This is a genomic window from Lederbergia sp. B243.17 (genome assembly GCF_057657925.1).
The window spans coordinates 1-13,677 of sequence record NZ_JBWBKF010000046.1 but is presented as its reverse complement, the minus strand read 5'-3'; the positions used below and the strand labels follow the sequence as shown (position 1 = coordinate 13,677).

General features: G+C 41.8%; 17 protein-coding genes and 1 other annotated feature. Of the genes, 4 read left to right on the top strand and 13 right to left on the bottom strand.

Features of this window, described 5'->3' with window-relative positions:
• Positions 1–29 precede the first annotated feature (29 nt).
• The 9 genes from AC0TWI_RS09005 to AC0TWI_RS08965 form a co-directional block, all read right to left on the bottom strand.
• On the bottom strand, positions 30–1,253 hold the full coding sequence (locus tag AC0TWI_RS09005; protein WP_488126010.1) for an MFS transporter: 1,224 nt from the start codon (positions 1,251–1,253) through the stop codon (positions 30–32).
• A 12-nt stretch (positions 1,254–1,265) separates the two neighbouring features.
• Positions 1,266–1,676: an HIT family protein gene (locus AC0TWI_RS09000; protein WP_488126009.1), complete on the bottom strand. Its 411-nt coding sequence runs from the start codon at positions 1,674–1,676 to the stop codon at positions 1,266–1,268.
• A 16-nt stretch (positions 1,677–1,692) separates the two neighbouring features.
• A complete protein-coding gene (locus AC0TWI_RS08995; protein WP_488126008.1) occupies positions 1,693–2,205 on the bottom strand; it encodes a GrpB family protein in 513 nt (170 codons plus the stop codon).
• Positions 2,206–2,368: 163 nt separating this feature from the next.
• Positions 2,369–2,590 carry a hypothetical protein gene (locus tag AC0TWI_RS08990; protein WP_488126007.1) on the bottom strand — a complete coding sequence of 74 codons (222 nt, stop codon included), beginning with the start codon at positions 2,588–2,590 and terminating at the stop codon, positions 2,369–2,371.
• Between the two features lie 137 nt (positions 2,591–2,727).
• Positions 2,728–3,231: a hypothetical protein gene (locus tag AC0TWI_RS08985; protein WP_488126006.1), complete on the bottom strand. Its 504-nt coding sequence runs from the start codon at positions 3,229–3,231 to the stop codon at positions 2,728–2,730.
• A gap of 189 nt (positions 3,232–3,420) precedes the next feature.
• A complete protein-coding gene (locus AC0TWI_RS08980; RefSeq protein ID WP_488126005.1) occupies positions 3,421–3,912 on the bottom strand; it encodes an NUDIX hydrolase in 492 nt (163 codons plus the stop codon).
• A 292-nt stretch (positions 3,913–4,204) separates the two neighbouring features.
• Positions 4,205–4,459, bottom strand: coding sequence for a GNAT family N-acetyltransferase (locus tag AC0TWI_RS08975; RefSeq protein WP_488126037.1), 255 nt, complete (start codon positions 4,457–4,459; stop codon positions 4,205–4,207).
• Between the two features lie 223 nt (positions 4,460–4,682).
• Complete coding sequence (locus AC0TWI_RS08970) at positions 4,683–5,213, bottom strand: NUDIX hydrolase (protein WP_488126036.1); 531 nt, start codon at positions 5,211–5,213, stop codon at positions 4,683–4,685.
• Positions 5,214–5,254: 41 nt separating this feature from the next.
• Entirely contained in the window at positions 5,255–5,533 is a 279-nt protein-coding gene (locus AC0TWI_RS08965; RefSeq protein WP_488126004.1) for a hypothetical protein, read from the bottom strand.
• Positions 5,534–5,675: 142 nt separating this feature from the next.
• On the opposite strand from AC0TWI_RS08965, the gene AC0TWI_RS08960 reads away from it, so the two are divergent.
• Genes AC0TWI_RS08960 through AC0TWI_RS08950 form a run of 3 tightly spaced genes read left to right on the top strand, consistent with a single transcriptional unit; the run spans position 5,676 to position 6,980 of the window.
• On the top strand, positions 5,676–6,056 hold the full coding sequence (locus tag AC0TWI_RS08960) for a hotdog domain-containing protein (protein ID WP_488126003.1): 381 nt from the start codon (positions 5,676–5,678) through the stop codon (positions 6,054–6,056).
• 57 nt (positions 6,057–6,113) lie between these two features.
• Entirely contained in the window at positions 6,114–6,266 is a 153-nt protein-coding gene (locus tag AC0TWI_RS08955) for a hypothetical protein (protein ID WP_488126002.1), read from the top strand.
• A gap of 54 nt (positions 6,267–6,320) precedes the next feature.
• Positions 6,321–6,980 (top strand): DUF6518 family protein, encoded by a 660-nt coding sequence (locus AC0TWI_RS08950; RefSeq protein ID WP_488126001.1) that lies wholly within the window; start codon positions 6,321–6,323, stop codon positions 6,978–6,980.
• Positions 6,981–7,023: 43 nt separating this feature from the next.
• Here the strand turns inward: AC0TWI_RS08950 and AC0TWI_RS08945 are convergent, their stop codons facing one another.
• Together AC0TWI_RS08945 and AC0TWI_RS08940 are read right to left on the bottom strand one after the other, a co-directional pair.
• On the bottom strand, positions 7,024–8,022 hold the full coding sequence (locus AC0TWI_RS08945) for a tryptophan--tRNA ligase (protein WP_488126000.1): 999 nt from the start codon (positions 8,020–8,022) through the stop codon (positions 7,024–7,026).
• Positions 8,023–8,072: 50 nt separating this feature from the next.
• Positions 8,073–8,306, bottom strand: a binding site (T-box leader).
• Between the two features lie 85 nt (positions 8,307–8,391).
• Entirely contained in the window at positions 8,392–9,267 is an 876-nt protein-coding gene (locus tag AC0TWI_RS08940) for a GNAT family N-acetyltransferase (RefSeq protein WP_488125999.1), read from the bottom strand.
• Positions 9,268–9,874: 607 nt separating this feature from the next.
• Here AC0TWI_RS08940 and AC0TWI_RS08935 point away from each other — a divergent pair.
• Positions 9,875–10,399, top strand: coding sequence for a hypothetical protein (locus AC0TWI_RS08935; RefSeq protein WP_488125998.1), 525 nt, complete (start codon positions 9,875–9,877; stop codon positions 10,397–10,399).
• Positions 10,400–10,453: 54 nt separating this feature from the next.
• Here AC0TWI_RS08935 and AC0TWI_RS08930 read toward each other — a convergent pair whose 3' ends face one another.
• Entirely contained in the window at positions 10,454–11,275 is an 822-nt protein-coding gene (locus AC0TWI_RS08930; RefSeq protein ID WP_488125997.1) for a M15 family metallopeptidase, read from the bottom strand.
• A gap of 1,242 nt (positions 11,276–12,517) precedes the next feature.
• Positions 12,518–13,030 (bottom strand): hypothetical protein, encoded by a 513-nt coding sequence (locus AC0TWI_RS08925; RefSeq protein ID WP_488125996.1) that lies wholly within the window; start codon positions 13,028–13,030, stop codon positions 12,518–12,520.
• Between the last annotated feature and the right edge of the window lie 647 nt (positions 13,031–13,677).

The window sequence follows — 13,677 nt, the reverse complement described above, 5'->3', positions numbered from 1 at the left end:
ATGTCCCTCCTCATTTTTTAAAACTGCGCTTATCCTGCAATAGTCTCCGTCTGTTCCCCAAAATGCTTCACCTTCGACGGCAGCATGGCCGTTATAAAAAGTCCGATAGCAAAAATGGTGCCAATCAGGCTAAACACAATACAAAAGAGCTGCAACGAGAACCACTCGGCGAAAAAGCCCAAAATGAGCGTAAACACAATTTGGATGAGTCCCTGTGCCATATCAGCAATGCTGCCGAATCTGCCCATAATCGCAACGGGCACACTATGTTGAAAAAATGTGGCGTAGCCCGCATTGGCGAATGCCATGAAAAAGCCTAAAAAGACGAATGCCAACGTGGCTGTCCAGAAGTTAATCGATGAATAAAACAGCAGATAGCCAATTGCGGTCAACAACATTCCGGCACCTATATAAAGTCGCAAGGAGATTTTCTTTGCCAGCAAAGCAGATACAAAGGCTCCTCCCAACGCGCCCAGTCCTGTGATACTAACGATAAGCCCATAATCCCTGTCTGAGAGAGCCAAATGCTGTTTAATAAAGGTAACTTCTTGGGAGTCAAGCGCAAATCCGATTAACATTGCCATTTGAAACAGTATGTATATCGTTATAAAATATTTTGCCTTCTGCGAAAACTTCTGAACTTCTTTCCAGTCATTCAAAATCGTTCTCAAACGGATCGGCTCACGAACCTGGTCAATGTGATCATCGACATTCGGCAGCAAATAGATGAATAGAGCGCAAACAAAGAAAGTAATAGCATTGATGGTGATGCAAAGGTCAGTCCCAAATTGCATGATCAATACACCTGCGATTGCCGGTCCGAGCAAAAATGCCCCCGAATTGGTCATGCTCATTACCGAATTAAACCGTTTCCGATTTTCAGCAGGTACGAGTTTTGTAATGTACACCGACGAGCTGGGGCCAAAGAAGGAACCGGCAATATTGATGAGCAGCAGTACGAGATAAATCGCCCATAGGGAATGCATGAAAGGAATGCAGAAGACAAAAACACCTCTTATCACATCGATAATAATCATCAGTCTTCTTTTATTGGCGCGGTCTATTACACTTCCCGACCAAAAATTCATCAACAGTACGGCAATCGGCCGTATGATAAAAAGCCCGGCTACTGCAGCTGCAGACCCTGTCAAATTTAATATTGATAGATTCAAAGCGATTAAATAAATCCAGTTCCCCAAATAGGATATCCCAATTCCTGCGATCAGCAGAATTGGATTCCTCCAAGATGACATCCTATCACCCTTTCATATGTTTGGGTCGTTTTCTCCGAACATGCTTATTTTATGCTGCAAACTGTTAAAGTCGATTTCTTCCAGCCTGATATCGGGTTCTATCCAAGAAAATCCATCGTCCAAAAATCTTGGTACGACATGCAGGTGGAAATGGTCCACATCCTTAAACGCTCCGTTCTCTTGAAAAATAGTCGAACCATCGGTGTCTAGCACCTTTTCGAGGGACACGGCGATCTTTTGTGCGGCAAGCATGACTTCTACCAGGCTCAGTGGATCGGCATCTCTCAGTTCAAGAAAATGCCGTTTAGGAACGACGAGAACATGGCCCTGGTTGATCGGATATTTATCAAGAAAGCAGCAGACATGCTCATTCTCGTAAACAATGTGCGCCTTTGCCTTCCGGCTGATGATTCTGCAAAACAAGCAGTCTCTCATCCTCTCATCCCTCGCTTTCGTTCCACCTCAATGCCTTCCTCTCCATTTCAGCCACAAATGGCTTTTTCGCACGGCTGTAATCTTTTGTAGATGTATATATATTGGCCAGATCCTGCTTGAACCTGCTATAGGCATCCGCCTCTTCCGGATGTGCAAGAAGATAATCACGAAAGACAAGATGGCGCTGGATTTCCGGATTGTTCTCTCCATACACATGGAGATGGTGGCTACGATTCTCTCCGCCTTTCCGGAATAGACGTCTTCCCTCGATTCCCCATTCACCGGCGGCTTCATAGCCGAGATCCTGCAACCTGTCATTCAATTGGTCGACGGAATCGATGCTGTGCACAACGCAAAGCATGTCGATCACCGGCTTTGCCTTCATTCCCGGTACCGCCGTGCTGCCGAAATGTTCAAAAGCAATCGCTTCTTCTCCGAAAACAGGCGCTAACAAACTGACCTCCCTGGTAAACTTCTCTTTCCATTCCTGCGTATATTCTGTCAGCCTGATGTTCATGGAATCACCTCTCATTACCTACTTTTCCTTATGTTGTCTGCCAATCAAGTATAGCAGGTCAGCACCTTTGGCGGGTTCCCCATTAGGCAAGATAAAAGATTGATCAAAAGCTGCCCTGTGCCCATGGGCAGCTCTATCGTGGGATTGATTATCTTGCTGGGCTCTATTTAACTTTCGTTACTCTAATATCTCCCCAACCGATTAAGCTGATCAGACAACCTAAAATGGCGAAAACAATGACACTATTAAGCGGAGTTGGCGGCACGATGGTAGCTAATAAAAGTTGATCCAAAGTAAATACATTCGACCACTGTAAAACAGGAACAGCTAAAAACATCCAAGTTAAAGCTCCCGTTAGTAATATCAGCACCTGTCTAATCTTCACAGTCTTATCTCCTTTCCATTCTGCCAATTGTGTAAAATTTCGGTCTTCTCATTATGGGGGTTTCCATGATAGCTTTCGTTATTTCGATGTTATCGAGATGACAAATCTCCTCATCGCCTTATTCCGTTCCATGAGAGCTATTTATTTTTTTCGAGTTGATACTTGTAGACTTCTTCTCTATGCAAATTCTCCGCTTCCCGGAGCGTTCTAATATTAGCAGCCGCATAGATCGCATAAAGATATTCCTTGAACGCTTTCTCCAGTTCATCCGGTTTGATATGACCAGATGTTACTTTCTCCAACATGATGTTTTTTGCTTCATCTGTAATCCTTGACCCCTTCAACTTTTCCGGAAAGACAATCAGTTTATCGACCTTATCTGCAACGACCAGCTCTTTATTCATCAAATACCAATGATGCTTTTTTATTGCCTCTGCCTGAAAGACCTTTAAACGATTGTAGACAATCAGTGTTTCATTTTGAGCTTCTAAAAATTCCTCCAACTCATATAAAGGCAGGCTTTGTATAACGACTTTCTTCTGTTCTTCCCGATACTTTTTACCAAACAGCAGCAGGGCAATGACTACCAAAATCGAGACGCTGACCCATAATATCTTTTTGTTAGTCTTTTTTTGTATCATTCAATCGCCTCATTTCTTCCAGCAACTCTTGTCTTTCATTGTACTGTCAGAAAATCTTTTTAAGCCATCTTTTCAATACTCTGAGCATATGAGGCAAAATGTAGTGTTTGAAAAACAGGATGAACAAATATTTGTTATGGAATCGTTTTAATCCAGCATACTGGGCAGATTCCAGCTGAACCTGGCTATCTACTCAACAATCCGTTCAGCAGCAAAGGAACTGTCCAAGTTCCAGACTTCATCCCCTAATTCCGTTAGTAGCTGTTTCGCTCTTTTTTCGATGTTTTCTGGAAGGGTGTCTTTATTGAAATACTGGAGATCCAGGCTCTCCCCATCTGTCATTTCTAATGAACCACTCACGTCTTTCGCCTGGTACAAGGTGATGACACAGTAGGTCTCGTCTCCATTCGGATACCGGAAAAAATAGCGGGGACCCGAAAAAACTCCGATCAGCTTAAAATGGTTTGCAATCAGTCCTGTTTCTTCTTCCAACTCCCTAGAAGCTGTTTCCTCCAATGATTCATGCAACTCCATGGAACCGCCAGGCAAGCCCCAATCAAATGTATCTGAGCGGTGCTGAAAGAGAATTTCTCTTTTCTCATTTACAATCAGGATGGTAGCCCCGGCACTAATGATCGGTCTGCTTCCGATAACCTTTCGAAGATCGGTAATATACCCCAAAATTCTCACTCCTCAAGTTTCTATCTAGGCTCAATGATTCCAGAGCCAATTTAATCTGTAATTTCTTCTTGCTTCTGTATTTTTGCGGATTTCTCCCCTGTCCCTTTATATGCGGAGTAAAAGAAACCGAAAGACAGGATGTACATCAGCAACGGAAAGATCCATAAAGTTTCATGAAACCTTGCCGAATCACTGGCATATTCCCCGTATAAGTAAATCGTCATCCAACAAGCACAACAGAGTAAAATTACACCTGAGAGCTGCTTCATTTCTCCCCTGCTCCCTCCATTTTTCAAATGTTCCCTAACATCCTGACGACTTTTCCGCCAAGTTCGGGTCCTGTCTCCTCCATCCCGATTTTCCGGTAAAACTGCATCGCTTGCCCATTAGAAGGAGAAACCCGAAGATGGAATTCACGAACGCCGTGATTTTTGAAAAAACTGCGGGCGTACTCATCCAGCTGATTCCCGAAGCCAAGCCCCCGTTTTTCAGGAATCAAATAAAAGAGGTGTACATAGCCAATCCTTTTCTCTTCAAATTTGCGGATAGACAGTTCCAGTTGCCCGATCAGTTGATCTTGTTCAAAGACATGGACAAATCCATCCTAAAAGTCGCATGATTTCTTATTCAGCCAGGATACATATTCATCCGGAGAAAAGTCATCGTCATGACCAAAGCTCGCCATAAAAGAATCCCTGCGAAACTGAATCAACTGCTCGAGGTTGGCAGAAGAATCAATAGGATGAAAGCTCAGTTTTCTCCCGAGCATTCTATCCTATCATCTTTCTTTTAATTTCATCCTCAAACATCCTGTAACGCTCCCAAACTGTCGGAACGATGAGCCCTAGTTCATTCATCTTGACGATTTCTTCCCAATCCGCAAATTTGGCATCACACACTTCCCCCGCCTGCAGAATGAGGTCACTCAGCTCGATTTGACGCTCACTTTTCCAAATATAGCTGTCAAAAAAACAAGCCTTATTTCGGTTTTCGCCAAGCTTTATCAAATCGGAGCTTTTTGCCGATAATCCTGTCTCCTCCTCGAGTTCCCTGACTGCTCCTTCGAGACTAGACTCGCCGGCCAAAACCGAGCCGCCAGTGCTTTCCCATAATAAAGGGCGTGTCTTTATCGGGTCCCGTTTCGTCAAAAGCATCTTCCCATCCTGATTGATGGTAATGATTTCAACAACTTGGTGATATTCACCAGACTGAAGCGGCACTCCTCTTTTGTGGAGCTTATCAATCGGCTGTCGATTTTCATCATATAAATCCCATAATTCATCTGTTGCGGTATATTCCATTTGCAATCCACTTCCTTCTTGCCAGTTATGTTTTTTCTATTTTACGTATCCCAACCTACATAATTTCCATACAGCAGAACAACAGCTAAAGTCGACACGAATGCGGCCAAGCGGATCGGGTGGAAGAACTTATAGCGGCTGAGCGGCTCTAGCCGGTTCACGATTTCACCAAAAAATAACACACCAAACATGAACAATACAACTCTTGCACCTAGCGAAGTGATTTTCGTGTCGAGGTTTTGGATAAACAAAACAAACAAATACCCTATAAACCCGTTCAGCAGGATAACCATCGCATAATCACGGATTTTCAATTTCATTTGAACACTCCTTTCGCCAGATAGTTTAATTTTACCATAAATTGAAAGCGACCCCTAATAGTATTCGGAAAATCAATAATAAATGAATGACCAATCACTCATTATATGGTACACTCAGGCAAAACAAGTTGGAGGGATATAGTTGAAAATCGGAGACTCACTTACCTATGAACGGACTTTTACAATAGAGGAAGTGGAGCAATTCGGAAAGCTGACAGGTGATCTTGGCCGTCACCATGTCGTACCCGATGAACAAGGCCGGCTGATGGTTCACGGTTTCCTGACATCCAGCCTTGTCACAAAAATCGGCGGCGATGTCAATTATATTGCAAGCGAAATCAGCATCGATTTTCTCAGGCCGGTTTTTACGGGGGATACGGTCTTTTGCGAATTGACGGTAACAAGTGTTGAGGAGCACCCTAAATATTATCGCGTCCAAACCGTTTCTGTCTGCCGAAACCAAGCAGGCAAAGAAGTATTGAAAGCAGCCAGCAATGGCATCATCCGAAAACAACAGGAATAGAGGGATTTTGATAGCTGAAGAGAATCCTATATATAGAGACATATAGGAGGTTACGACTTGGATAAAACCTTATACTATTATATTGTCATCGGCGGCATTGCCGGTTTGATCTTTGGCGGTGTGTTTCATGGAATTAGCACACTCGTTCTCATTTATATCGGTCAGCAGCTTGCCATCATCATTTCAAATCAAAAGGGGAAAGAACAATAAGGAAGAGTTTGCTGATGGGATTTTGTATTTACAAAATGGAAAGGGAATAGTGGAATGGTCCATAAGTTGACAGATATTCGAGTGAAGAACAAATCAACCGTAAAACAAAAGGTCATTTCTATTGTGAGTGCAAGTATGCTTGGAATTGTTCTTGGTTTATTAGCCAAGATTGTCGACAACCCTGCTTATTTCAGTCCGATTTTTACAAATATTGGCGACCGCCTAGGTATATGGGTTTTTGTAGCTGCACTCATTTCCGTTTTCAGCTATTCCCCTGCTTTAGCAGCTGTCAAAGGGCTTGCCTTTTTTGGATCGATGCTGATCGTTTATTATTTGTATACCACCCTTTTCCTGCATTTTTTCCCGGCAAGAGAGATGATATTTTGGAGTATATGTGCCGTGATAACACCTGTTTGTGCATATGTAATGTGGTATGCACGTGGAAACAGTTTTCTCTCAGCAGTTATCACTGCCCTTCCAATCATAATACTGCTGGCAGAAGGTTTTGCACTCGGCAATGCCTACTTGCGTGTTCATACTCATTATTACTTAATCCCATGGCTGATCGGGATATATTTCCTAATGATCATTGTTTTGTTGCTGATTGTTCCAAAAAATAAAACACAGCTCTTGATCATTCTACCGCTATCCCTTCTTCTCTCTTTCATCTTGATCAAACTGAATACATACTATGGCTTTTGGCAGTATATCTAACAAGGTGGCAGCGGCAAGTTGCTGCCGCCACGCCAGGAGTTCTTCAAGCATGAAAGCCAATTTTCCGCTTAATTACCTTTAAGAATGGAATTGTATACTCCCTCGCTTTTTCAGCACCTACCTTTAAGATTTCATCAACCTTTTCCGGGGAAGCGATTAAGTCTTCGTATTTTTCACGAGGTTCTTCTAAAAATCGGTTCATGACTAAAAATAGCTCTTTTTTTACTTCGCCCCATCCTATCCCTTCTTCATAATTATTCTTCATCGCTTCAACCTCGGTTGTTGAAGCAAATTCCTTATATAAGGTAAACAAAGTCGATGTGTCCGGATCCTTTGGATCTTCAGGCGGTAAAGAATCGGTTTTGATTTTATTAATCAACTTTTGCAGGTTTTTTGGTTTTTCAAATAGCGGAATCGTATTATGATAACTTTTGCTCATTTTTTTGCCATCGAGTCCCGGGACTACAGCAGCATTCTCTTGCACTTGGTATTCTGGAAGCGTGAATGTTTCCCCGTAATGGTTATTAAAACTCTCCGCTATGTCTCTTGCGATTTCCACATGCTGTATTTGATCCTTTCCAACAGGAACCACATTGGATTTGAACATCAAGATATCCGCTGCCATCAAAATCGGATACGTAAATAAACCCATATTTACCCCATCGTCGGTATCCCGGTTCATTTCCTTGTTCGTTTCGACAATTGCTTTATAAGCATGGGCCCGGTTCATTAAGCCTTTAGAGGAAAAACAAGCGAGGATCCAGCTCAACTCAAAAATTTCAGGCACATCGGATTGACGATAAAAAATAACCTTGTTTGGATCCAGACCCAGGGCCAACCAAGTCGCAGCAATCCCGGACGACAACTGCCTGAATTCGTTACCATCATGAATTTTTGTCAGCCCATGAGCATCCGCCACAAAATAAATGGGCTGGGCATCCGGTAACGTTGCCAAGGCGAGTGCCGGTTTGATCGCTCCGATGTAATTTCCTAAATGAATCTGTCCTGTTGGTTTGATGCCGGTAAAAACAACTTTTCCCATGATAATCTCCCCTATCTCAGAAATGCAAAAAGGGCTACCCATCCTAATACAATAAGGACGAGTAACCCGTGGTGCCACCTTCATTCGTTTACAAATGTAAACGCGCTTTTTCGGTACAATGATATACCTAGTCTTTTTTAACGGTAAGACGTTCCGCTAAACCTACTAAACGTTCAATTTAGAAGCTCAGAAGCCCATTCAGCAATCTTTCCGTACTGATTTTCACCAACCATCAGCTCTCTAAAACGGTAGGAAAGCCTACTCTTCTTCATCATCGCAATACATGATTTTTAATTAATGTATCTCATTATATTCTTCTTGCATTGGCAGGTCAATGAATTATTTTGGTGCAGCACTATTGCTGCTTCTTCAAAATTCTGCGGTCAGCGGCATGAAGACAGCACCCGGAAGCGGAAACGAACCTTTGAACATCAAGACGTTCTCGTCTTCGAAAGGTAAAGCTTCCGTGCGATCGAGTGATAGCAAGTCGGGCGAAAAATACAGCTCCACTGAGGAAAACGGTCCGAGATACGAACAGAGTGCTACAAAATCCGGAATGGTTTCACTGATGATATCGTAAAGACGGATTGTTTCGCCGAACCGTTCAAAAACGACAATTGTCTGCAATTCCTCGATCCAGTACATCGAGCCGCCTACTTGCGGGCGGTACAAATTGAAATAAAACGGATGTTCATGACCGATCGGCGCGAACATGTTCGAGACTGGCTCATGTTTTGGCAGCAGCTCACGCAACAAGATCACATCTTCATCAAGATAAGGATCGAGCTTTTTCATCGGCTTTTTTGGCGCCAGCATCTTTGTCTCGATTCGATAGTAAACTTGCGGAATGGCCTCGAAGCCGAACGGAATATACAATTCGGGCGTGCTCGTATATAAAAAAGAGCCATCTGCCGTTTCATCCAACTCCTCCAGCATCTCAGCAAACAGCCTTTTCATTAACCCGCGCCCTCGGTACTCCGGAAGGGTCATGACCGATTGAATGCCGGCACACTTCCGCTGCCTTCCATCGATTTGCATAAGGAGCGGGAACGCCGAAACATTGGACACAGCACTTTCCCCGTCAAAAAACGTATACGGCATATATTCGCGGCTCCATAGACCCCGCATATAAAACTCTCGCAATATCCCCGGCTCAATGCCAAACACTTTATCGAATAACGGATACAAGCTCTCCCTCTTCGCATCATCCGCTATATATCCCTTTAAAAACTGGAAGTTTTCCATACATCCACCCCGAATTCAAAAAATACATCCCTTACCTATATTCGTGCTTTTGGGGGAATGTCCTCCTAATTGGATTAATATTTCTTCTGCCTTGATCGTGTTACTGTGCATTTACTCTATTGTTACTTTTATAAGCACGATAAACATCGATCAAACCGACTGTGGTGATTTAAATAGCCAAATAACTATCTACAACAAATCGCCTCCAATCGTTGCCACATATCCAATCGTAATAAGATGGACTTCCGAAATGACGGTATAGAGGCAAAATGAAATTAATATGCTTTTTCTTTCTGCACATAAGAATCAAAATAGTCATGGCTAGTAGGAACGTCAACATGACCAAAAAAATTTGGTAAATATTCCATTAAACTCCCTATTATACTATAATAAATTGAAAATTGATGACATTTAACATGCGGCTTCTGTTCTGTTACGTGTTGGATTCCATATATTACAGCTCTGCAATTAATAATTTTAAACAAGAGAATGGTAAACAAAGGTCAGAAGACGAGGAGAAAATATGCGAAAATTACCGATACTGCTTTTCAGCCTGTCAATGTTATTAATAGGCTGTTCGGAGGAAGGTGAGAAGGAAAAAACGGAAATGGATATGCCTTCTGAAAACGAGACTCAATTAAATGATGAAAGTGATAAGGACAGCGCAACTCTCTCATACGAAGATTATTGGGCACTTTTTGAAAAAATAAAAGAAGAATTGGATGTAGAAGGGCTTGAGATAAAAGGATCTACAGAAGGAGATTTATTCACGATTGTCGACAAGGAGCTGACCTTTGGTAAGAGAGAAATGCTGACAGTAGATGGCATGTTCCAAGGAAAAGGCTCATCCTCCACGCAAGAAACCATCTTTCTCGAAAATCCGGAGAGCTCCATTTTAGTCACGGTTACTTTTGCCTTTACGGATACCTACATAGGGAATGACATGCTATTATACGAGCAAAATATTGATAATGATATTAACCGAGATTTGGCCAAGCAAACCGAACTTATAGCCATAACCTATAAAAATTTGGTCATCACTGTTTTGCAATCCGCCAACGAGAAAAGAAACTTGGACATGACACAAAGTGTTTTAAAGGGGATCATAAGCATCTTAAATGTAGAGAAATAGTTTGCTGGCTCATGCTATGGAATGAAACAGCCCGGCAAGGGCCGGGCTGTTTGTCTACTTCTCAAGAGATTCTACACGTGCTGCTAATTCACTCAGAGCTTTTCTTATTTCCTCAATCGAGGCCAACGTATCCTCATGCAGTTTTTTGAAGTTATTTCTCAGACGATTCGTCACAATGGCTGCTTCTTGCCGCGTGATATAACCTTGCGGCCGGGTACGGTCGAAATAGCCATTTTCGCTTGCTTCTTCCCAATCTTTTGCCGCCCATTTGCTGACGGGATCATTATTGTTCAGCCTTTTTTCCATGGCCGCAACTTGCTGCTTCAATTTTGCAATTTCTTCTTTCATGGCCACTTCCTCCTTATCAATTGCAGCTACTTTTACGATTGGCGGAATGGTCGGCTTCTTTCCAGCCTGAAGCTCGGCGAGTGACAATCCTCCGGTATACTGAAGGTGCGGATAATCAACAAATCCCTCCCATTCGCCGCCCCATTCAAAACCAAGTCCTTTGCCGATTGCGGCAGCTCGGCGCCATTCATTCGTCACTTCCCACATTCCGGTTGCCCCATCTGCGGAAACAAGGAAAAAATCGATAGCCAATCCATAATTATGGATCGACTGTCCCGGCTTAGCATTCGTAACAACCGGTTTGCCTGGCTGCGCATATTGTTTTCCGTTATAGAGGTAACTCGCACGCCCTTGGCCGTACAGCTTTGCCTGTTCATCGAATGATCGAAATCCGCTGCTAATCTCTACATAAATCCCTTCCGTATAAGCCCGGTGAATCAATTCAATCGCCCGTTCTTTGATATGGGGATCAACTGCTCCCATGTTGCGGACGCTCCGGTCAATCAGTGTTTGGACAGCGACGGTCATGTTCCTCACACCTTTCTTCGCTAATTTTTTTGCAAAAGCATCTTGTCTTACCCTAACAGCTTTATGCGGCAAAGTTCGTCCAAGCTTGGGTCTCTTCCATGCATCCTTTTCCTATTTATGCAGTTGAACTGTGACCGCACAAAAAAGGCACCCGAATACCGAGCGCCCTTTCAGCCTTTTTCTTCTATAATAGATATAGCAAACTACTCATATATTCTTAATTCCCTTTTGCCTCCGCTGCCTTGTCTGAATAAAAGTTGATATACAAAAAATTACAAATATATCTATTTTAATTTTTTTAATCAAGGTATCATGTATTAGTATTAAATTCTATTTTTCTAATCCATTCCCCCGTTTTTCTTAGCGTGGTTGTATAATCCCATCAATGATATTCTTTCTACACAATTGCTCGTATTTGTATTAACAGGAGTCATGCTCGTGAAATCATTCAGTTTCAAAAGATAATTGATTCCTTACGGTTGAGTTCTTAATAAAGTTTTCTTTATGTTCAACAGTCATAAAGCGAAGTTTTTTCGTTCTTTTAAACCGATAAAAGTTTACATAATATCATTATGGAAAACTTAATAAACTAGTCCTTACTTTTTATTAAAGAGAATAATTTTTAAAAGTGATATCAAGTGATCCTAGTTGATTAAAATTTCTATTTTCCATAGCTGCCAGAGGGCTTAGCGTCACTGGCGGTAAGTGTATTAGTACTGCCTACCACGCGAGTAGAGGGGTGTGTGGATAGCTCGTTTGTAGCCATCACTTTTCACGCACCATTTCCCCCTCCTACAATTCACTCTCCACTCAAATTAACTAAATTTACTCCCTAACTAACAATTTCCTTGCGCATTAATCGATCAGTATCGGCCGACCTAATCTGAATGTCACTTCAAGCTGAAACACCGGACAGCTCATTTATCTCCTGTTCCTCGGTGATGCGGCTGTCCATTGTAACGCCCCAGTTGGCATTCTGCAGAGTTACAATGACGCCTAGGTCACATCTCATTTTCATACTTGAATGTAGATTCAGATTGAATATGCTATACGAGAAACCTTTCTCTGCTCGTGCAGCCGATCGGCGATTTGTTAGGCTTTATACAGGTAAATATACAACTCCAATTCGCCAATAGCGCACAATAAAGAGAGATTCATAATTTGAATTCTCTCCGAGCAGTCGCTATTTTGTGTTAAGATACGAATGCATTTCAGTTGAGAGCTCCTGCCTATTATAATTCTTCATTTCTTCTTTTTACTTTTTTTCTTATTTTTATTTATTGATGGCTTATTGTGTTTTGCACTATTCCCAATACTTTTCTCTTGTTTCGGCTTCTCCTCTTCCTCCTTTTTCTCGTTACTTAAATCAAATATGAATTTTGCTACACTCAGTAAAATTAAGACCATCGCTAAACAACAAACAAACAAATACACTCTTTGAACGATTAACACGTTCCAAAATGAAAGCAAGAAACTTAAAACACTAAATAGCATCAACAGGATTATTTCTCTTAGAAATGCTAAAACTTTTTTGTCATTCCGTATGGAAATTGATATTGCTCCCATTCCTACCGCTACAGTTAAATTGGTTTGTGCCAATTCTCTTAAAAGGTAAGTCACCTGTTTGTTCGGTAGTGTAATAACCAAAATCACGGAGACACCAATAATAAAAACGATAAGAAGACCGATTATAAAAAAACTTTTAAATACCTTGTTTATGTGATTGTCCAATTTACCTACTAGCTTTCTAATCATCCTATCCACCCCACTCTCTAATCTTAATACGTCTTAGAAAGAAGGAAGTTCCCCAATTAACAGTAATTGATTCTATTTAGCGCTCTGCTCTGTAGCAATCCCGGCCTCAAACGCCTCATTCTTATCCATTTCTTCTCTACTTCAACGGTAGATCATCAGCCTTGAACCGAAATAGTTATTCTTCTCTAACATTATCTGTTCCAAATAAACGTCGTGCATAATATAGATCAGCAGGGGCATAAGTCGGTTTTCAATGACTGGATTCTTACATTGGATGCTTTTTGTTACTACTTCAATTGCCTTTCGCGCTTGTATAGGTATCTTCTCCATCACCTCACTCCCATGTCCATTGCTAGCTTTGGCAATGCCCGATTCTGCAACTTAGTAGCCTCCCCTGGGCTTACTAATTAAAGATTTTGGCATGGAAGTAGAAAAATTACTGTGGAATTTTAAGCTCATATATCCATAAAATAAAAAATGAGGCTGGGACAAAACCCCCTCTAATCTGAAAAAAGCCGGCGAAATTTTACGATGAGTAAAATTTCGCCGGCTTTCATTATTTTTCATAAAAGATAAGGACCACTTCTGATAAAATTAAGTTACCACACCAAATCATATCGGAAAGAAGGGTCCTTATGTTTAAAAAT

What these genes read in the sequence shown, in the direction of transcription:
- AC0TWI_RS08950 (WP_488126001.1), top strand. Translation starts at nt 6,321, where the DNA reads ATGGTCCATAAGTTGACAGATATTCGAGTGAAGAACAAATCAACCGTA.
- AC0TWI_RS08925 (WP_488125996.1), bottom strand. Translation starts at nt 13,030, where the DNA reads ATGATTAGAAAGCTAGTAGGTAAATTGGACAATCACATAAACAAGGTA.
- AC0TWI_RS08935 (WP_488125998.1), top strand. Translation starts at nt 9,875, where the DNA reads ATGGATATGCCTTCTGAAAACGAGACTCAATTAAATGATGAAAGTGAT.
- AC0TWI_RS08940 (WP_488125999.1), bottom strand. Translation starts at nt 9,267, where the DNA reads ATGGAAAACTTCCAGTTTTTAAAGGGATATATAGCGGATGATGCGAAG.
- AC0TWI_RS08930 (WP_488125997.1), bottom strand. Translation starts at nt 11,275, where the DNA reads ATGACCGTCGCTGTCCAAACACTGATTGACCGGAGCGTCCGCAACATG.
- AC0TWI_RS08985 (WP_488126006.1), bottom strand. Translation starts at nt 3,231, where the DNA reads ATGATACAAAAAAAGACTAACAAAAAGATATTATGGGTCAGCGTCTCG.
- AC0TWI_RS09005 (WP_488126010.1), bottom strand. Translation starts at nt 1,253, where the DNA reads ATGTCATCTTGGAGGAATCCAATTCTGCTGATCGCAGGAATTGGGATA.
- AC0TWI_RS08995 (WP_488126008.1), bottom strand. Translation starts at nt 2,205, where the DNA reads ATGAACATCAGGCTGACAGAATATACGCAGGAATGGAAAGAGAAGTTT.
- AC0TWI_RS08970 (WP_488126036.1), bottom strand. Translation starts at nt 5,213, where the DNA reads ATGGAATATACCGCAACAGATGAATTATGGGATTTATATGATGAAAAT.
- AC0TWI_RS08945 (WP_488126000.1), bottom strand. Translation starts at nt 8,022, where the DNA reads ATGGGAAAAGTTGTTTTTACCGGCATCAAACCAACAGGACAGATTCAT.
- AC0TWI_RS08965 (WP_488126004.1), bottom strand. Translation starts at nt 5,533, where the DNA reads ATGAAATTGAAAATCCGTGATTATGCGATGGTTATCCTGCTGAACGGG.